Source organism: Actinobacillus vicugnae (assembly GCF_901687125.1).
Taxonomy (GTDB): Bacteria; Pseudomonadota; Gammaproteobacteria; order Enterobacterales; family Pasteurellaceae; genus Actinobacillus; species Actinobacillus vicugnae.
Genome location: NZ_CABFJY010000048.1, coordinates 93,682 through 113,736 on the forward strand (window position 1 = coordinate 93,682; position 20,055 = coordinate 113,736).

14 protein-coding genes are annotated in these 20,055 nt (G+C 39.2%); 9 read left to right on the top strand and 5 right to left on the bottom strand.

The features are described from left to right. Positions 1-51: 51 nt before the first annotated feature. Positions 52-1,194, top strand: coding sequence for an NADH-dependent flavin oxidoreductase (locus F8M47_RS11045; protein WP_150540129.1), 1,143 nt, complete (start codon positions 52-54; stop codon positions 1,192-1,194). A 66-nt stretch (positions 1,195-1,260) separates the two neighbouring features. Here the strand turns inward: F8M47_RS11045 and panF are convergent, their stop codons facing one another. From panF to metJ, 3 genes are read right to left on the bottom strand one after another with little or no spacing between them, the layout of a single operon-like run. Beyond that, positions 1,261-2,700 (bottom strand): sodium/pantothenate symporter, encoded by a 1,440-nt coding sequence (panF, locus tag F8M47_RS11050; protein WP_150540130.1) that lies wholly within the window; start codon positions 2,698-2,700, stop codon positions 1,261-1,263. Continuing rightward, positions 2,693-2,932 carry a YhdT family protein gene (locus F8M47_RS11055; protein ID WP_150540131.1) on the bottom strand — a complete coding sequence of 80 codons (240 nt, stop codon included), beginning with the start codon at positions 2,930-2,932 and terminating at the stop codon, positions 2,693-2,695. The genes panF and F8M47_RS11055 overlap by 8 nt, the downstream gene beginning before the upstream one ends. Before the next feature lie 53 nt (positions 2,933-2,985). After that, a complete protein-coding gene (gene metJ, locus F8M47_RS11060; RefSeq protein WP_150540132.1) occupies positions 2,986-3,303 on the bottom strand; it encodes a met regulon transcriptional regulator MetJ in 318 nt (105 codons plus the stop codon). Positions 3,304-3,470: 167 nt separating this feature from the next. Here metJ and F8M47_RS11065 point away from each other — a divergent pair, with 167 nt between their 5' ends. The 3 genes from F8M47_RS11065 (at position 3,471) to F8M47_RS11075 (ending at position 7,210) form a co-directional block, all read left to right on the top strand. Continuing rightward, entirely contained in the window at positions 3,471-4,220 is a 750-nt protein-coding gene (locus tag F8M47_RS11065; RefSeq protein WP_150540133.1) for an MlaA family lipoprotein, read from the top strand. 104 nt (positions 4,221-4,324) lie between these two features. Beyond that, positions 4,325-5,134: a D-hexose-6-phosphate mutarotase gene (locus F8M47_RS11070; RefSeq protein WP_150540134.1), complete on the top strand. Its 810-nt coding sequence runs from the start codon at positions 4,325-4,327 to the stop codon at positions 5,132-5,134. A 108-nt stretch (positions 5,135-5,242) separates the two neighbouring features. Next, entirely contained in the window at positions 5,243-7,210 is a 1,968-nt protein-coding gene (locus F8M47_RS11075; protein WP_150540135.1) for a site-specific recombinase, read from the top strand. A gap of 63 nt (positions 7,211-7,273) precedes the next feature. Here the strand turns inward: F8M47_RS11075 and F8M47_RS11080 are convergent, their stop codons facing one another. Next, the gene (locus F8M47_RS11080) at positions 7,274-9,052 is read right to left on the bottom strand and encodes an AMP-dependent synthetase/ligase (RefSeq protein ID WP_150540136.1); all 1,779 of its coding nucleotides are present in this window, start codon (positions 9,050-9,052) and stop codon (positions 7,274-7,276) included. Positions 9,053-9,205: 153 nt separating this feature from the next. Here F8M47_RS11080 and pgaA point away from each other — a divergent pair, with 153 nt between their 5' ends. The 5 genes from pgaA to F8M47_RS11105 all read left to right on the top strand — a co-directional run bounded on the left by pgaA (position 9,206) and on the right by F8M47_RS11105 (position 19,038). Then, on the top strand, positions 9,206-11,626 hold the full coding sequence (pgaA, locus tag F8M47_RS11085) for a poly-beta-1,6 N-acetyl-D-glucosamine export porin PgaA (RefSeq protein ID WP_150540137.1): 2,421 nt from the start codon (positions 9,206-9,208) through the stop codon (positions 11,624-11,626). 12 nt (positions 11,627-11,638) lie between these two features. Next, the gene (pgaB, locus tag F8M47_RS11090; protein ID WP_150540138.1) at positions 11,639-13,411 is read left to right on the top strand and encodes a poly-beta-1,6-N-acetyl-D-glucosamine N-deacetylase PgaB; all 1,773 of its coding nucleotides are present in this window, start codon (positions 11,639-11,641) and stop codon (positions 13,409-13,411) included. An 8-nt stretch (positions 13,412-13,419) separates the two neighbouring features. Beyond that, a complete protein-coding gene (gene pgaC, locus F8M47_RS11095; protein ID WP_150540139.1) occupies positions 13,420-14,655 on the top strand; it encodes a poly-beta-1,6-N-acetyl-D-glucosamine synthase in 1,236 nt (411 codons plus the stop codon). A gap of 4 nt (positions 14,656-14,659) precedes the next feature. Next, the gene (locus F8M47_RS11100; protein ID WP_150540140.1) at positions 14,660-14,947 is read left to right on the top strand and encodes a peptidylprolyl isomerase; all 288 of its coding nucleotides are present in this window, start codon (positions 14,660-14,662) and stop codon (positions 14,945-14,947) included. A 737-nt stretch (positions 14,948-15,684) separates the two neighbouring features. Further along, on the top strand, positions 15,685-19,038 hold the full coding sequence (locus F8M47_RS11105; protein WP_150540141.1) for an autotransporter domain-containing protein: 3,354 nt from the start codon (positions 15,685-15,687) through the stop codon (positions 19,036-19,038). A gap of 172 nt (positions 19,039-19,210) precedes the next feature. Here the strand turns inward: F8M47_RS11105 and tpiA are convergent, their stop codons facing one another. Then, on the bottom strand, positions 19,211-19,981 hold the full coding sequence (gene tpiA, locus F8M47_RS11110) for a triose-phosphate isomerase (RefSeq protein WP_150540142.1): 771 nt from the start codon (positions 19,979-19,981) through the stop codon (positions 19,211-19,213). Between the last annotated feature and the right edge of the window lie 74 nt (positions 19,982-20,055).

Here is a 20,055-nt window from a genome sequence, read left to right on the forward strand (position 1 = left end):
CTATAAGTTAAAATAATTTATGCATTTACAAATATCAATGAGGAAATCACAATGAATCCTAAATTTAGCCCTTTATTCCAATCATATACATTAAACAATGGTGTAGAAATTAAAAATCGCTTAGTCGTTGCGCCAATGACGCATTTTGGTTCAAACACAGACGGTACTTTAGGCGAGCCAGAGCGCAAATTTATCTCAAATCGTGCAAACGATATGGGGATGTTTATTACGGCGGCCACATTGGTGCAAGACGGTGGTAAAGCGTTCCATGGTCAGCCTGAAGCCATCCACGAATGGCAACTCGGTAGCCTAAAAGCAACTGCTGAGATTATTAAAGCGCAAGGTGCAAAAGCGATTTTGCAAATTCATCACGGTGGGAAACAAGCCGTAACAGAATTGCTCAATGGTAAAGATAAAATCTCAGCGAGCGCAGATGAAGCGACAGGCACACGTGAAGCAACAGATGTCGAAGTGCGTTCATTAATTGCAGCATTTGGCAATGCGGCAGATTTAGCGATTCGTGCAGGTTTCGACGGAGTAGAAATTCACGGTGCAAATAATTATGTTATTCAACAATTCTACTCAGGTCATTCAAACCGTCGTACTGATGAATGGGGCGGTTCGCGTGAAAATCGTATGCGCTTCCCTCTGGCTGTAGTGGACGCAGTGTTAGCCGTAAAAGCAAAACACGCAAAAGCGGATTTTATTGTGGGCTACCGTTTCTCGCCAGAAGAGCCTGAAGCGTTAGGTTTAACGATGGAAGACACTTTTGCGTTAGTGGATGCATTGGTGGAAAAACCATTGCAATATTTGCATATCTCCTTATGGGATTTCTACAAAAAAGCACGCCGTGGTGCAGATAGCAATGCGTACCGTTTACAATTAGTGCATGATCGTATCGCAGGAAAATTACCGTTAATTGGTGTGGGTAATCTTTATACTCCAACGGAAATTTTAGAGGCGTTCAATACAGATTGGGCGGAATTTATTGCGTTAGGCAAAACGGTAATGGTAAATCCAGATATCGCAACTCGTATTATTAATGGCAATGAGGCTATGATTCAGCGTGCGGTAGATCCAGAACAAACAGATCACTATGGGTTTCCAGATTTCCTTTGGAATGCGACCCTAAGTGGTACTCAAGCATGGTTACCGCCGTTAAAAGGTCAAGCGCCAAATCTGTTAGATCTATAATATTATAGCTATAAAAAATGCCACCTAAATTAAGGTGGCATTTTTGGTTAAGCGGTCTAATTTGCTTTATTTTTTACTTATGATTTTGGGGCTACCAAACCGATTCCCAATTAAGAAAGCGATTAAACCAATAACCAATGATGGCACAATTGCGTGGAAACTCAAAATGCTGATTTTAAACGTAGTTAAAATCACATAGCTTACTAGCCCTGCTAACATTGAACTGATTGCGCCAGCTGCATTTGCATTTTTCCAATAAAGTCCTAACACAATCACCCATAGGAAGGTTGCTTCTAAGCCACCTAATGACAGCAAGTTTAGCCAAATTAACATATCTGGCGGATTTAATGCTGCAAATACTAATAACACCGCAAAGGTAAGGGTGGTCATGGTAGAAAATAATTTTAGCTTGTGTTCGTTATTTACTGCTTCAGGTTTTACCGCTAAATATAAGTCTTTGATTAAGGTTGAAGAGGATTGAATCAATAACGAATCAATAGATGACATAATCGCCGCCATAGGTGCAGCTAAGAAAATCCCTACCACTAATGGGGGCAACACTTGAATCATCAAGGTTGGAATAACTTGATCTGGAATTTTTAAATCAGGAATCACCGCACGTCCAAGCACACCTGCTAAGTGCATACCAAACATTAATAACGATACAACTAAAGTCCCGATCACCAATGCTTTATGCAGCGAAGCGCTATCTTTATATGCCATACTACGCACTGCAAGTTGCGGTAAACCAATTAAACCAAAGCAAACCAAAACCCAAAATGAAGTCATAAAAGTGAAATCAAGAGGGCGCTCATCAATACCATAAGGCTCTATCAATTGTGGATTAATCGCTTGTAGAGTGTTCATTGCATTTTCAACGCCACCTGCTGCATAAATTACCCCACCGAGTAATAACGCCGTGCCGACTAACATTACTAAGCCTTGAATAGTATCGGTCAGCACTACCGCACGGAAACCCCCGATAAACGTATAAATGCCAACAGTAACTGCAAAAATAATCACTGCAGTTTGATAAGGCACCGCTAATGTTGTTTCTAACAAGCGCCCAGCGCCAATAAATTGCACTGTCATCATGGCAAAGAATGAAAGTAATAGGGCAAGACTTGCAATCCACACCACAAATTTATTTTGATAGCGGGCAAGTAATAAATCGTTAATGGTTACTGCATTGTATTTTCGCGCAAGCAAAGCAAATTTTTTGCCTAATGCACCCAATGCGAGTAATACCGCGGGGACTTGGATCATCGCAAGTAACACCCAGCCCAAGCCATATTTATAAGCTGCACCTGGCCCACCGATAAATGAACTGGCACCAACATAGGTGGCTGCAGTGGTCATTGCCAGCACAAAGCCTGACATTGAACGGCTACCGACGTAATATTCAGATAAAAAACTACCGCCTTGGCGTTTACGATAAGCGTAAAATGCCACACCAAAAACAAAGCATAAATAAGCGATTAAGGGTAATAACATCTCTTTATTCATGGTTTTGCTCCTGATTTAAATCGATATTCTGATAAACCTTTTTTACCATCCAGTAAACCACCATAGTGAAAATCAGCGGTAGCGCAATGCACGCTAGTTCAAACCAAATGGGAAAGCCTAGCCACCCTCGTCCTGTTGGGGAAAAATAGGCAAAAATGACCCAGCCAAACAAATAAACTAAAGCTAACCAGAACGCCCAGCGAGCTTCTCTTGAAAGTTGTTGATACTGCATTCAGTCTCCTTTTGTTGTATAAAAAAGCCTCACTGAGTGAGGTGGTTATCAGGCTAATATTGCCATTTATCGGGATCAATTCCCAATTCTCGCATTCTTATTTTTGCTTCCTCTGGAATTTCGTCGCTACGATCTTTTAATAAATCTTCATCAGTTGGGAGTGGTTGCCCCGTGAATGCGTGCAAAAAAGCTTCACACAGTAATTCGCTATTAGTCGCATGACGTAAGTTTTTGATCTGACGCCGAGTACGCTCATTGGTTAAAATTTCTAATACTTTTATTGGGATCGATACCGTGATCTTTTTCACTTGCTCACTTTTTTTGCCGTGCTCAGCGTACGGGCTAATATATTCACCACTCCAATCTGCCATGCTTAAATTCCTAAACTATTATAAAAATTGTTGGTATTGTAATCAAAACTGAAGGCTACCGCAATCTAGACGTCTAGATTTCTATCTTGAATTTTACGCTTGTTTACTTGGTGTTTTGAGCGTAGTTGGTTAAAATGTGGTTATTTGTATTCCTAATAAGGCAATGTATGAAATTAAAACAACTGAGTTTAGTCGCCGCTGTATTAGTATTAACCGCTTGTTCATCAGCGATTGATCCTGCAACAGGGCAACGTAAAGATCCTCTCGAAGGCTTTAACCGCGCGATGTGGAAAGTGAATTATGAATATATCGATCCCTATGTGTTAAAGCCAGTAGCAACAGGTTGGCGTGATTATGTGCCAAGCCCTGTCAAAACAGGTTTAACCAATGTTGCGAATAACCTTGATGAACCCGCAAGCTTTGTAAACCGCTTATTAGAAGGCGAAGGCAAAAAAGCGATGATTCATTTTAACCGTTTCTGGATCAATTCTATTTTTGGTTTAGGTGGTTTAATTGACTGGGCAAGTTTAACGCCAGATCTAAAATTAGAGAATGGCAATCGTGAATTTGGTCATACGCTAGGGACTTATCACGTTCCTGCAGGTACTTATATTATGGTGCCTGGTTATGGCGCAACCACACCACGCCAAGCGGTCGGAAAAGCGGCAGATTCTGCATATCCAGTATTATCTATGCTAACTATGCCATGGACAGCCGCAAAATTTGCGGTGCAAGGCGTAGATAGCCGTTCGAAATTGTTAGATCAAGATGCGTTATTACAGCAATCTTCTGATCCATACGTTACCTTCCGTGAAGCTTATTTCCAAAATCTCGAATTTAAAGTAAGAGATGGCAAAGCAACAGAAGAAAGTGACAAAGAGCAACTTTCTGAACAAGAATTACAAAATATCGACTAAGACGGACAAGCGGTCAAATTTGCAAAAAAAGTTGTAAATTTGACCGCTTATTTTTGGAAGTCATTTAGTTTGGAATTAAAAGAGATAATCCGAAGGAGAAGTAAATGAAAACAGAATTTATTCGCCAAATTAGTGAGGGTATTAGCCTTGAAAAATGCAACGAATTATATGTGGTGCGTGTGGCGCATTCATTGGGTTCGGCAGTGGTGGCATTGCAAGGGGCGCAATTATTAAGTTGGCAACCTACGGGAGCACAACAAAATGTACTTTGGCTCTCTGAAATCGAGCCATTTTGCCAAGGCAATGCCATTCGTGGTGGGGTACCGATTTGCTATCCGTGGTTTGGTTCGGTGAAAAGTCCGTCGCACGGCACAGCGCGTATTCGTGAGTGGGCGCTAAGTCATTATGAAATGGATGCAGAATACGCCTATTTAGAATTTTCGCTTTATGATGAACAAAATATCATTGAGGCAAAAATTGAAATGGTATTTAGCGAAGAATGTCATTTGATTTTTACCCATTACGCTCAACAAGAAGCACAAGCCGCATTACATAGCTATTTTAATGTTGCGGATATTCAGCAAACGGAAGTACAAGGTTTAGCGCATGAATGTTTTGATTCACTTACCAAACAATTTGTACAAGTGCCTTCGCCACGAAAAATCAGCGAAAATATAGATTGCATTTATAATGCTGAACAAAGCGACAATCGTATTATCGATCAAGCGAATCAACGCACGATTCAGATTAAACACATTGATGCTAGCGATATTGTATTATGGAACCCGTGGCATAAAGCCACTAGTGCGATGAGTGAAACGGGCTATCAAACGATGTTATGTGTGGAAACTGCTCGAATTAATCGGAAATTACAATCAGGCGAAAGCTTTGAAGTGATTTTCAAATTAGCTTAAAGATGACAGCGGTAAGGGAAACCTTACCGTTTTACTTTGAACTTTTTCGCGTAAAATAGCCTCGTAATTATTGCAATTTAAGAAAATTAGGAACAAATAGGCTCAAATATGCCCAAAATAAAACTTAATGAAAATAATCTTTTATCCTTCGTTAATCAACAAATTGAACAAAACGATGCTTTTACCTTACTAAATGGACTATGTTATTGGCTTAGAGCAGATAAACCTGAACAAGCGGGCGAAAAATTGATATTTTTTACCCAGTTACTGAAACAGCAACCAGAGCTAGGTCAAGCGATAGCAACGTTGATCTGCCGTTGGCTTTGTCAGCTACGTTTGTATCCGATTTTAGTGAGTAGTGGTATTTTAGGTCGCCAAGGTTTCGGACGAGAAATGCGTAACCGCTTGTACGAAAAACTGAATCCCTCTTTTAAAGACGTGAATGATCTGCGTGATGTTTTTATGCTACTGTTTTGTGATCGACACGATATTGAATGGATTAATGCGATTCCAACCAAAAATTGGCTGAATTTTCTGAATACTTTAGATCATTTTGTGAATGAACAAGATCGAGCTTGGTTAGATACGCATATTCGTCACGAAGGTTTATTTGCAATCAAAATGCTATCTATTTGGATTGCAGCAGAAGATTTAGAGCCTGAGCTAATTCGTCTTGAGCCAACCCTATTAGATGCAGATTCGCCTTTTGTGGCGTTGCAGAAAGAAGTGTTCTTATGGCTAGATGCTCGCCGTCAGAATCAATATTATGATGATAGCCATTTACAAGTGATGTTTAGCCAGTCTCGCAAATTGGTTGAGCGATTACAGAAAAAGGGCGCAACGGCGGGGTCATCACTGGGTATGGCGCATTTGCTTGAGCGTTTAAGCCAAACGTTAGAGCGTTTGTCGATGTTGATGGAATTGTTTTCAACCCATCGAGTAGCTCGTTTGCGTGTGTTACAAATTACCAAAATGTTGGCGGAGGCTGCGGCAAATCAGCACAGTATTTCGGATTTGTGGAAACAAAGTGTCAAAATGCTTTCCCGTAGTATTACACAGCATACCAGTGATCACGGTGAGCATTATATTACCCGTGATAAAAAAGAATATTTCAGTATGTTCTATTCCGCAGCGGGCGGTGGCGTGTTGATTGCCCTGATGGCGCTATTTAAAGTATATTTAGGCGGTGTGATTGACGATAAAGTGTGGAAAGGTGTTGCAGAAGGTCTGAATTACGGCATCGGCTTTACCATTATCTTTATGTTACATTTTACCGTTGCAACCAAACAGCCTGCGATGACCGCAGCCCGCTTTGCTGAAGCCGTGGAACGCAACCCGCAGGGGCGAGCAGTGAATATGAAGTTGGCGCAATTGTTGGTGGATGTATTACGTTCACAAAGTGTTGCGGTATTAGGGAATGTGTTAGTGTCGATGAGTGTAGCAGCGCTGATTGCTTATGGCTATGCGCACTATACTAATACGCCTTTATTGGATCAGACCACAGTCGAATATCAATTAAATTCAATTGATCCAACTAAAGGCACATTATGGTTTGCTACTATTGCGGGGCTATGGTTATTCTGTTCTGGGATTATTGCAGGTTATTTTGATAACCGTAGCAATTATTTAAATACTCGAATGCGGTTAAGACAGCATCCGTGGCTTAAACGCGTGTTACCGCTTTCAATCCGTGAAAAATTTGCCGATTATATACATGACAATTCAGGTTCGATCATCGGTAATTTAGGTTTCGGTATGTTGCTAGGTATTACTGGTGTGGTTGGCTATTGGCTGGGATTACCGCTTGATATTCGCCATGTAGCATTTTCTTCAGCGAATGTCGGTTATGCGGTGGTAAGCGAATCGCTTGGCTGGCAAGTTCTGTTACAAAGTATCTGTTTTGTGCTGATGATTGGTGCGGTTAATTTGATGGTGAGTTTTTCACTCACACTCTGGATTGCACTACGTTCACGCAATACTGAAATTGATAGTTGGCGAGAGATTTTTAAATGTCTATGGGAAATTATCCGTAAGCGCCCATTAAGTTTGATCTTGCCTGTGCAGTTAAATCAATAAAATACAAGCGGTCAAATTCCCCGAAGATTTTGCAAAAAATCAGAGAAATTTGACCGCTTACTTTTAGCTATACATTGCTTCAATTTGCTGGCGATAACGTTCTAAAATCACTTTACGGCGCAATTTAAGGGTTGGCGTAAGTTCTTCCATATGAATACTAAATGCCTGTGGCAACAAGGTGAATTTTTTGATTTGTTCAAAGTGTGCCAATTCTTGCTGTAGCTCTTCAAGACGTTTTTCAAATAATTGAATGATGGCTGAATGTTTTACTAACTCAAGTCGATCATAGTATTTGATATTCAATTGTTTCGCATATTCTTCTAACGCTTCAAATGATGGCACAATCAATGCGGATACATATTTTTTAGCATCTGCAATAATCGCAATTTGCTCAATAAATTTATCTTTAGCTAATTTACCTTCAATATACTGAGGCGCAATATATTTGCCGTTGGAGGTTTTCATTAGCTCTTTAATGCGATCAGTAATATACAGATTGCCATGTTCATCTAATGCTCCCGCATCACCTGTGCGTAAAAAGCCGTCTTCGGTGAAAGCCTTAGCGGTTTCTTCTGGATTTTTGTAGTAGCCTTTCATCACCATGCCACCACGCACCAAAATCTCATTATTCTCACCAATTTTTACTTCTGCATTTGGCATTAATTGGCCAATCGAATTAAGCGCAAAATGCTGATCAGCCCAGCACGATACCGTTGCTGTCGTTTCTGTCATGCCGTAGCCTAATTTCACATTAATTCCAATGCTATGGAAAAATTCACCGATACTAGGCTCTAACTTAGCTCCACCACACGGCATCATTTTAATGTTGCCACCTAATAGCGTGCGTAATTTTGAAAGGACTAATTTATCTGCCAATTTATAAGCGAGGGTTGTTTTGCGGGTAAATGCAAACTGTTTACCTTGTTTTAGTGCCCAGTGGAATAAGGCTTGGCGATAAAAAGGTGCTTGTTTCACTTTATCAAAAATCGCGCTATACATTTTTTCGTATAAACGAGGTACGGCGCACATTAAGGTTGGCTTGATTTCGGTGAGTGCGTTGCGCACTTCGTTCGTGTCTTCCAAGTAACAAACTGTTGCGCCTTTATGTAATAAATAAGCAACCCAAGCTCGTTCGAAAATATGCGAAAACGGTAAGAATGATAACGATACATCATCAGTGCCAACTTCAGGTAATGCTAAATCATGAGCTTGTAGCTGGTGAGCCAAATTAGCAAAATCTAACATTACGCCTTTTGGTGTCCCTGTGGTACCTGAAGTATAGATTATGGTGAATAAATCATCTGGTGAAGCATTATCAAGACGTCGGAGCAGTTCAGTGCGGTGTTTTTCGGAACTTTTTGCTAGGAATTCATTCCAACCACACGACGAAGAATTATTGTAAAAAGCCTGATTTAAATGAGGTTTCATCACAATAATCCCTTCAAGCGAAGGACAGCTTTTAGCAATTTCTAATGCAACATCAAGTTGTTCTTGATCGCCTACGAACAAGAGTTTGATGTCTGCATTATTAATAATTAGTTCAGCTTGTTTGGCAGTATTAGTTGCATAAATAGGTACAGTGACAGCACGGATTTGTAACGCACCTAAATCCACCATAGTCCATTCGGGCATATTGTGAGCAAAAATGCCAATTTTGTCTTGTATTTCAATACCATAAGCTAGTAATGCGAGTGAAACTTTATCAATCTGAGATTGGAAGTCTTGCCAAGAAATATCCACCCAGCTGCCATTTTTCTTATGGCGTAAAGCGGTCGAGTTTTGTAGTTTTTTTGCTTGTTGTCGTACTCGATGAACGAAATGGAATTCTAATAGCTGATTCATACAAATCCTTTATTTATTAATTTAAGCTTACATGTGTACGCTAATGTAATATTTAATAAAGAGAAAAGCTAGATCCAAGATAGATAAAAAGCGAACAAATGTGCGCTGATAATCTACATTATTATAAATTTTAAACACATTATGGATGTAATTATGGGTATCAAATTCAACCACGTTGTACTTGCCCTCCTATCAACCACTGCGACTAATGTAGCGTTTGCTAATTTGTCGCCAATTGATATTAAGCGTGAAGAAATCGTTGTTTTTGCACGCCAAGGAGATAGCCAGCTTGAGCAAGCTATTACTCAAATGTCGGCTTTGTATAAAAAGACGAAAAACCAGAAAGTTAGAGATGATTTAATTGCATTGATGGTGAGAAACGGTCAATTCAAAGAAGCGACTGAAGTTTGCTCTACATGTGATATCAACGGTTTTTCTGAAAGTGAGCTAGAAAATTTAGCAAAAGCATATCGTACAAGCCAAAACCTCCCTAAATCCCTCCAGTTGTACACAAAGTTACGTCATGCTCATCCGCAGAATCCAAATGGCTTACTGGGGAGCGCACTGGTGGAAACCGAATTAGCACAATATCCAGCAGCACAAGCTCACCTCGCACAATATAAGCAAAAGTTTGGGGCAGATGCTGGTTATAAAGATGCTTCCAGTTTTCTGCTTGATAAAACAGAGCCAGAGCTATCTAAATTAGGTCGTTGGCAAGACGAATTGAAGGCAAATCCAGCGAATCATCATTTGGCAACGCAACTTTATCGCTTAGCCGCTAAATTAAATGTTCACCCTATTCAAGATAAGTTAGTACAGCAATACCCAGATCTATTTAGCGCAAAAGATAAAGCGTGGCTCATACATAGCGAAGTGATTTCAAGTGTAAAAGGTAATAGCAGTTTGAAAAAAGCTGATTTGCAGGTTGCGTATCAGTATTTAACTCAAGTGATTGAAAATACCAAACCAAAAAATCCGTTATATCAGCAAGCTATTCAAGATCGTTTAACCATAGCTAATCGCTTAAATGAGAATGGCTTAGTACGTCAAGATTATCAAAGGTTAAATGAATTAGGCGCAGAGATGCCTGATTATGTAAAAGAAGCCTATGCAGACACCTTGTTAAGAGAAGGATCGGCATTTAAAGCATTAGGCGTTTATCAAGAATTAGAAACTAAAGAACGTGCATTGCATAAAAAGGTGAGTACACCGCTCTTGTTTAAATTGATCAGTGCATCAAGTGATGCGGGTTATTTTGAGCAGGCCCAAGCTTATCAAGAGCAAATTCGTGAAAGTGAAACCATTTGGGATTTTACTCGTACGACCCATTTGATTAACCCCAATTATGAACGAGCTTATTACAATCAAGTGAATTTGCATAACTGGCGAGGTGATAAAACAACGGCAGTCGCAAAATTAACAGACCGCCTAACTAATCTGGTTCCTGGTGACCCATGGACAATGCTGGCGTTAAGTGAAGTAGAAAGTGCGCGTAATAATTATGATGATGCAAACTTTTTAGCGGATAAAGCAAGCTATTTCTTAGGTGAAAGCGAGCAAAGCGCTTATAAAAATCAGAGTGCAAATATTGCGTTAAGCCAAGGTAACTTGAGAAAAGTACGCAAATTAGTTGAAAGTTATACCCCAGAAGAACGTGAGTACGCTGAATCAGTATTGAAAAATTATGAGGATCTGCGCCGTGGTAGTTTTAATGCTTCATTCGGGGTGCAACATCAAACTGCACCAAGCAATAAATCAAGCAATGAAACGAGCCAAGAATACTATTTAAATTCACCGAAAACTGCAGATGGACATTACGCTTATGTTCACTACGTAGAAGAAAAAGTGCCAACTGAGGATACCTTGTTAAAACAACGCCGTATTGGTGTAGGGGGGAATCTGAATTTATTCCCTGTAAATGTGAATGTTGAAGCAGGTAAAGGGATTAAATTACACGATAAAGGTTACCTTTCATTAGCGACTTCGTATGTACTGAATCAGAACTGGCGTTTTGATTTATCAGGAAATCTGAACGGTAGCGGTATCCCAATTAAAGCGATTAATCAGGGTGTTTACAACAAAGATATTGGCTTTGGCACAACTTATACCTATCTTGATTTATTGCGTATCGGTACAGGGGTGAATGCGATGAAATTTGATGATGGCAATTTGCGTAAATCATTCTACGCATGGGCATCGGTAGAAACGTTTAGAAAAGATCGTTGGGCATTAACCAATAATTTACGTTTTGATTATCAACGTAATAAGCAAATAGATTCCGCTTGGTATTACAACCCATTAAAAAGCCGTAATGTCGAGTTTGGTGTGGATTTAAGCTATTTGCAGCCAATGAATTATGGCTTGGCTTTAACCCATCATGTACGAGGCACTGTAGGACAATATAAACAACAAAGCCATAACGCTCAGCGCTCTTGGTCGTTAAGCTATGGACATGATTGGCGCATTACCAAAAAAGTGAGCTTATCTTATGAAATTGGTCGTAAGAAAAATATTTACGATGGCGATGCGGAATTTAATAACTACGGTAATGTAAATCTTTCATATTCTTTTTAATGGGTGAATAAGATGATTTTAAAAAAACTCGGTACAACACTAGCGGTCTGTTTTTCGCTATTTTTTACAAAAGCATTTGCGGCTGATACTTATAGCGTTCTGGCTTATCACTCTGTGGTAGATGAAAGTGCACCTAAAGATCAACGCCTTTATGTTTCACAAACGATTACTTCACAACAGCTCATTGCTCACTTTAACTGGTTTAAATCACAGGGCTATAACGTTGTGAGCTGGCAGCAAGTCATTGATGCTGAAAAAGGAAAAGCCCCCTTACCACCGAAAGCAGTGGTGATGTCGTTTGATGATGGTTATGAAACCATGTATAGCGTGATTTTCCCGCTGTTAAAAGCCTATAACTATCCAGCGGTTTTTGCGCCTGTTTCAAGTTGGATTAGCACCCCAATGGGGGGCAAAATTCAATACGGTAGTGAAAAGTTAGATCGTGCGAAATTCTTTGCAACTTGGCAGCAAATCGATGAAATGCAAAATAGTGGTTTAGTTGAAATTGCGTCACACACACATGATTTACACCATGGTGTAAAAGCAAACCCAGGCGGAAGTCAACTTGCTGCAATGATTGCGCCAGAATACAAAAATGGTAAATACGAGACAGAAGCAGAGTATCAGTCTCGCTTACTTAACGATATGAAAATGTCGGTGAATTTAATCAAAAAACACACGGGTGTCGCACCACGAATAATGGTTTGGCCGTATGGGGCATTTAACGATGCAGCGATTAAATTAGCGAAGCAAGCAGGTATGCCGTATCACTTTACCTTAAAAGAAAAAGTGAATCATGTCGGGGATACGCATATTGGGCGTTTCTTAATTGATGCGGAATCTAATTTTGCTGTGATTGCAGAGTATTTAAATCGCACTAAAGATCATGATGATGAGGTTCGGGTACAGCGTGAGCTACACATTGATTTAGATCATGTGTATAGCCCCGATCCCGCACAATTTAAAGTTAACTACGATAATTTAATTAGCAATGTCGCAAAATATGGAGTAACGGCGGTTTATTTGAAAGCTTATTCAGATCCAGATAACGATGGTGTGATGGATGCGGCTTATTTCCCTAACCCACATTTACCTGTAAAAGCGGATATTTTCAGTCAAGTTGCTTGGCAGTTAAGAACACGTGCTGGTGTGAAAATTTATGCTTGGATGCCCGCTTCGGTGAATAGTTTACCAAGTAATATTCGTCGTCCAGAAGTGATGAAATCGCTTTATAAAAATCTTTCACTTTATTCGAAAAGTGATGGCTTATTCTTTGACGCAAAAGAAGGAAAAGATACGTGGCTCGCAAATGATTCAGCTTCGATTGAATTTACAAAAGAGTTAAAAACTGTGGCAGAGCCGTATTTGTTCTTTGGTACTCGTCACCAAAAATTATTGAGAAATATTAATCCGACCTCAGAAAACTTTAGTCAAGACTTAGTGAAACTCAGTAAAGAATATGACCGTGTGTTAATTGATGCACGTCCTTATTCGTTAGGAGGTGTAACCACAGAGGCTCAAGCAAAAGATTGGCTAACAGATATTGCACATAGTGTGAAAGCATCAGGCGTGCCAAACAAGAAAGTGTTATTTGATTTCTCAATTGTTAATCCGAAAACAACTAAAAACATTTCAACCTCAGAATTAATTAGTTGGATTAAGGTGTTAGAACGTCATGGAATGATGAGCTTTGGATATTATCCGAATCGTTATTTATTCGACGCAACAGTTCTGAAAGAAATGAAGCCCTATGTCTCTAGTAACCGAGATATCACAAGGAAGTAGGTGATTTTATGATTTTAGAAGTATTGAGTTTATTTGTATTCGCTTATCCTGCCGTTATGGCGTTTTATTGGACCGTAGCGGGCGGTGCATATTTTTTATTTAAAGAAAAATTAAAGGTTCCTCCTAAGTTTAGTGAAATGAAAAAAGAGGACGTGCCTTTAGTGAGTTTAATGGTTCCTTGCTATAACGAATCAGAGAACTTAGATGAAGCAGTACCCCATTTATTGAATTTGAAATACCCAAATTACGAGCTGATTTTTATCAATGATGGTAGTCGCGATAATACTGGAGAATTAATTGATAAATGGGCTAAAACAGATAGCCGTATTGTTGCTTTACACCAAGAAAACTCAGGTAAAGCGAGCGCTTTAAACAACGGATTAAAGATTGCAAAAGGCAAATACGTTGGGTGTATTGATGGTGATGCTGTATTGGATTATATGGCGCTTGATTATATGGTTCAGGCTTTAGAAGCTAATCAAGAATATGGCGCAGTAACAGGCAACCCTCGTGTACGCAATCGTAGTACGATTTTAGGGCGTTTACAGGTTTCGGAGTTTAGTTCGATTATCGGTTTGATTAAACGCGCACAATGCTTAATGGGCACGATTTTTACTGTGTCTGGTGTATGTTGTTTATTTCGCAAAGACGTGATGTATGAAATCGGTGGTTGGAGTACTAATATGATCACCGAAGATATTGATGTGAGCTGGAAAATCCAAACGTCAGGTTATGACATTTTCTATGAGCCACGTGCGCTTTGTTGGGTACTCATGCCAGAAACGATTAAAGGATTGTTTAACCAGCGCTTACGTTGGGCACAAGGTGGTGCGGAAACCATGATGAAATATTTTCCGAAAATATGGCGCTTAAAAAATCGTCGTTTATGGCCAATGTTTGTAGAATATATTGTAACCGCTATTTGGGCTGTATCACTTGTTAGTGCAATGATTGCAGGGGTATATCAATTAATTTTTACTGGCGATATCAGTTTGATTAATTGGGGTTCATTAAAGCCAAGTATGGCGATTTTATTCATTGCCTTTTTTGCTCAATTGAGTATTAGCCTTTATATCGATAATCGTTATGAAAAAGGGGTAGTAAAGTACGCTTTCTCGTGTATTTGGTATCCGTGGTGGTATTGGATGCTTAATACCGTGACATTGCTATGTGGTATTCCCAAAGCCATTTTTCGCAATAAATCGAGATTAGCTGTATGGACAAGCCCAGATAGAGGAGTATAAGGATATGCCAGCACAACAATTACAGAAACTCATGATCATCAATAAAACTAAACAGTTAGGCTGGAAAATTCGCTTAAAAAGCATGTTTTTAACCGCTTTAACTTGGGCTGTTTGGTTAGCAATGGCATTTATGGTATATGAGTACAAAGAACATATTTTAGATAACCCCGTACTAGATGCTTACCACATTGGTGAGGTTATTTTGATTATGTTTGCGATTGTATTTGTATTGATTTTATTCACCATTTGTTGGTCATTTTTAGCGAAAAGTAGACGTAATCGTCATAAATAATCTAAACCAACGCCCCGAGTCATTAAACGTACTCGGGGCTTTTTTATCTCTCTTCCCCTAAAAACAAGCGGTTGAATTTGTCTAAATTTTTGCATTTCCGTCCTTCGTTTGTTTGAGTTTTATTCCCTAAATTTATTCTCGCTAAACATCAGTTCAATAGTTTAAAAAATGAATTTGAGAAAGATAGGTATGTATTTTTTTATTTTTATTTGTTCATTTTTTGAAGCAAAAATAGTCTAATTTCATGAATTGGAAAAAAAGTAAATAAAAAAATGAACTATTTCTATTCATACATACTCTATCTAAATACTCTATTTATTAGAAATAAGAAATACTACAAAAATACATAATTACCATTTGTGTGTAAATAAATGTAAATAACAAATAATGTATGGTGGTGAATTTTTATTTAAAATTTTTAATTTTTTTGATTTTTTGAACAGAATAAATTTCTGGTTTTTTTAGTGACTGCCATTTCCCTCAATCCCTTTTGCTCTTTATGCTAATTGTAATTATTATCAATCTCAATAATCAGTGGTTTTGCATAAATTTTGTCTGATTTCCTGCTTTTTTATGCGTGAATTATGTTACATATTTTTAATCGTCAATGAATTGTAAATTAAAAGCTTGTTGGTCATCTTACTTGATCTAAGTTTACGAATCAGTAAAATCTACCGCGCAAGCGATTAATGAACGATCGTTTTGTAGTTCTTTCAAATAATAAGAGGTGTAAATATATGAAAATAAAATATTCTGCCTTGGCTATTGCGATTATATCTGCAACCGCAAACTATGCTCAGGCCGATAATTTTTCAAACTATATTAAATCTGGTTTATATAATTCAAAATCAGGTTTGGGTTTTTATTCTGGCTACCAACCAATCTCATGGTTCAGACCAGTTAGCAGTAATTCAACAACACGAATTACGGATCATACTAGAACAACAAATGACAGTATTATCCGTACCGTAACTAAAGTTGTGAATGGCGTGACAACTCAAACGATTTATAAGACAGTGAATGGTGTGACTACGGTTACGACAATTGTAGATGGCGTAGTAGTTTCGGAACCTGATGTAAATCCACCAGAAAATGAAAATAAGCCTGTTACTGAACCACCAGCGATAGAGCCAGTTGTAAATGAACCAAATCCTGATAACGGAAATGAGCCAGTAACTGAACCAGTTATAGATGTTCCAAGCCCAGGAAATGAAAATGGCCCAACTACCGAACCACCAGAAGTTGAGCCAGAGAAGCCAGTAGTAGAACCGATTGCAGACGATACTCCTATTAGCCCTTCGTTACCTATTGTAATCAAGCCAACGAAACCGTCAAGTCCAACTTCTCCAATAGTGGCGAGAAATGTACCGAAAACAGGTGTTGTTTGGAATGATTCTTCTCGTGGTTATGACCCAGAAGATCCGAATAATAAGGCTAATGTAAAGCTAACGGGGACGGGCGTAACTATCGCAGTCGTAGATAGTGGTTTTAACAACCCAACTGTCGCAAGAGATATTACCAATAAATTCGGTGCGCGTGGCACAATCTTAAACACTGGTCGTTATGCTCCATCAAATGCAACCCATGGCATTCAAGTGGCAGAAATGGCTGGCGGTAATACTGTTAATGGTGTTGCCCCAGGTGCTAACCTATTGCTGGCAGATATCACGAAAGTAAATGCGAATGGTTCTACAAGTCTTTTAGCCAGTTCAGATATTTATCATCAATTATGGAATAGCGGTGCGCGAATTTTTAACCAATCTTATGGTATGCGTAAACAAGTAACCGATTTTAATGATAACCCTCGTTCTGCGTATTACTATGGTTATCAGTTTGATCAAAACATTTTAGATTTCTATACCAAAGCGGTAGATAACGGTGGCTTATTTGTATGGGCTGCGGGTAACAGCCGTGGTGATCGTGAATCATCTCCACAAGCAGCGCTTCCATATTTTGAAACACAATTAGAAAAAGGTTGGTTATCAGTTGTTGCATTAGCTGCACGTGATAACGGTCGTTTAGGTGATTTCTCATGGTCTAATTTATTACCGTATTCACAAGCAGGTGTAGCGAAAAACTGGACAATCTCTGCAATGGGTGATTATGTATTTAATATAAAAGGTAGTAACTACATCGCAAGTGGTTCTTCTTTTGCAGCACCAGCGGTAACAGGTACAGCAGCATTAGTTAAACAAAAATATCCGTGGATGGACGGTAACCTAATTAAGCAGTCAATTTTAACAACGGCAACCGATATTGGTGCTCACGGTGTGGATGATGTATATGGTTGGGGCTTATTAGACGTTGAAAAAGCAGTTAAAGGTCCTGCTCGTTTCGATAGCCGTATCACACTTGGTGAAGACGTAAATGTTACGATCCCACAAGGTAGCTATGCATTTGAGAATGATATTGCAGGTGACGTGGGCTTAGTGAAAAACGGTCAAGGTGAATTAGTGCTGACAGGTGCAAGTTCATTTACAGGTGATACAACCCTAAATGAAGGTGCGATCACGATTAACGGTAAAAGTTATGGTTCTGCAGTAAATGTTGGTAGAAACGGTACTTTAGTTGCGAATAATACCGTGTTATCAAACGGCGTGAGCAATGACGGCGTTGTGGTGAATAATGGCGAGACTGTCATTGAAAACGGCTATGAAGCATCATCTCATGCGACTTTAGTTTCAAACTTAGATTCTAAATTATCGGTAAAAGGCGGTGTGGATTTAAATAATTCAACATTAGTGCTGACTTCAGAAAAAGATGGTCAAGCGCAATATATTACGTCGAAAGGCGTAACGACTGAAGCAATTAGCTCAGACAGCGTAATTAATGGCGACTTCGGTATTGTAGAAACCACTACTGGCTTATTAAATGCAACGGTGGCAAAGACCGCTGATAATAAAGTAGCGGCAATATTAAGCCGTCAAAATGTTGAAAGCTTTGTCGCAGCAAGCGAAGCAAGTGATGCAATGACGGAAAGTGTTGCGAGCAACTTAGAAAATTCATTCGCTGCATTAGATCGTCAAATTGATGCAAATAATACAACAAATTTGACCGCTTTCGCACAGGATGCTGCGCTACTACAAAATAGCCTGGCATCAGTTTCAGCAGGTCAGACAGCGGTGTTAGATAGTCTTTCTGGTCAAATTTATGCATCAGCACAAGCGCTAACATTCCAAAATGCAGAAACTGTTAATAAAGATTTAACCAACCGTCTCACTATGCTGGGGACATTAAACAATGCAGATAGCACTGCAGGTGTTTGGGTATCAGGAATCTATGGTAACGGTAAGTTAAAAGAAAATGGTTTTGGTGAAGGTAAAACGAAAACTTACGCAGGTCAAATCGGTTTCGATAAATTAGTAAGCGATAACTTTATTTTAGGTACTGCAGTAAATTACTCAACGGCAGATGTAAGTTTCAACCGCTATGGTGGTAAATCAGATGCAAAAGGCGTAGGCGTATCATTATACGGTCGTTGGAGCGATAAAAATGCACCTTGGTATTTACAAGGTCGGGTAGGTTACGGCTGGATTGATTCAGATGTGGAACGTACCATAATCTTAGATGAAAACCACAGCAGTAGAGCGAAAATCAATCATAAAGATAAAGTGATCTCAGGTTACTTAGAAACAGGCTACGACTTCAAACAAGGTAACTTCACATTCACGCCATACATTGGTGTGAGCCATGATGTGGTAAAACGTGGTGCATTCAGTGAAACTAACAGCCAATTTGGTTTAACTGCAAACAAAGCGACTTACCAACAAACAAGTGGATTAGCGGGTGTACGTATGTCACAAGCAATCAATTTTGATAGTGGTGTGAAAACAACCTTACAAGGATATGTAAACCATCAAACAGCATTTAATAATGAAGATTTAAGCTTCAATGCAAGTTATACAGGTTTACAAAATGCAGATTTCCGTGTGAAAGGTATTGGTCTGGCGAAAAATAAAACATGGGTAGGTGTTGGCGCGCTAACTGAATTCACACCGAATACTGCGTGGTATTTAAATTATGACTTAAAACTTGAGCACGAGAAAGGTAAAAATAACGTGTTATCAACGGGGGTGCGTATAAGCTTTTAATCAGAACATACTCTAAATTTACATACATATTTCTTTCCATTAATAAAATAGGTACAAACAAGAGGTTTGTACCTATTTTTTTATCTGAGATGCACCTATTCAAGCAAAAGAGAAGCGGTCGAATTTGCAAAATGTTTTACCCATTCGACCGCTTGCTAACCTATTGAATTAATTAAGCTTTTGCTTTTTCAGCTGCTTTTACGATTACCGCAAACGCAGGTGCTTTTAATGACGCGCCACCCACTAATGCGCCATCAATATCTGGTTGAGTAAATAATTCTGCTGCATTCGCATCGTTTACTGAACCACCGTATTGGATGAGCACTTGGTCTGCAACTGCTTGTGATTTTGCTGCAATGTGACCACGGATAAATGCGTGTACTGCTTGAGCTTGCGCTGGCGTTGCTGATTTACCTGTACCAATTGCCCAGATTGGTTCGTATGCGATTACCGCACCGTTGAATGCTTCAACGCCTAATGCATTAATCACTGCATCAATTTGTTTTGCACATACTGCTTCAGTTTGACCCGCTTCATTTTCGGCTTCCGTTTCACCGATACATAACACTGGTACTAAGCCCGCTGCTTTTAATGCACCAAATTTTTTCGCAATAAAGTCATCGCTTTCTTTGTGATAAGTACGGCGCTCTGAGTGACCGATAATGATATATTTTGCACCGAAGTCTTTTAACATTTCTGTTGAAATATCACCTGTAAATGCACCTTGTACATTTACGTCTACGTTTTGTGCACCAAGAGCAATCACTGATTGATCTGCAAGCGCTGCTTCCGCTTCAGCTAAATACATTACTGGTGGAGCGATCGCAACATCACAGCCTTTAACATCCGCTAATTCTGCTTTTAAGCCAGCGATTAACTCTTGAGTAAATGCTTTGCTACCGTTTAATTTCCAGTTACCCATTACAAGTGGACGACGTGCCATTTTACTTCTCCTATTGAGTGTGAATATAAAAAATATAAGTGGTGCGAACTATATCAAATTTTGACAAAGAATTT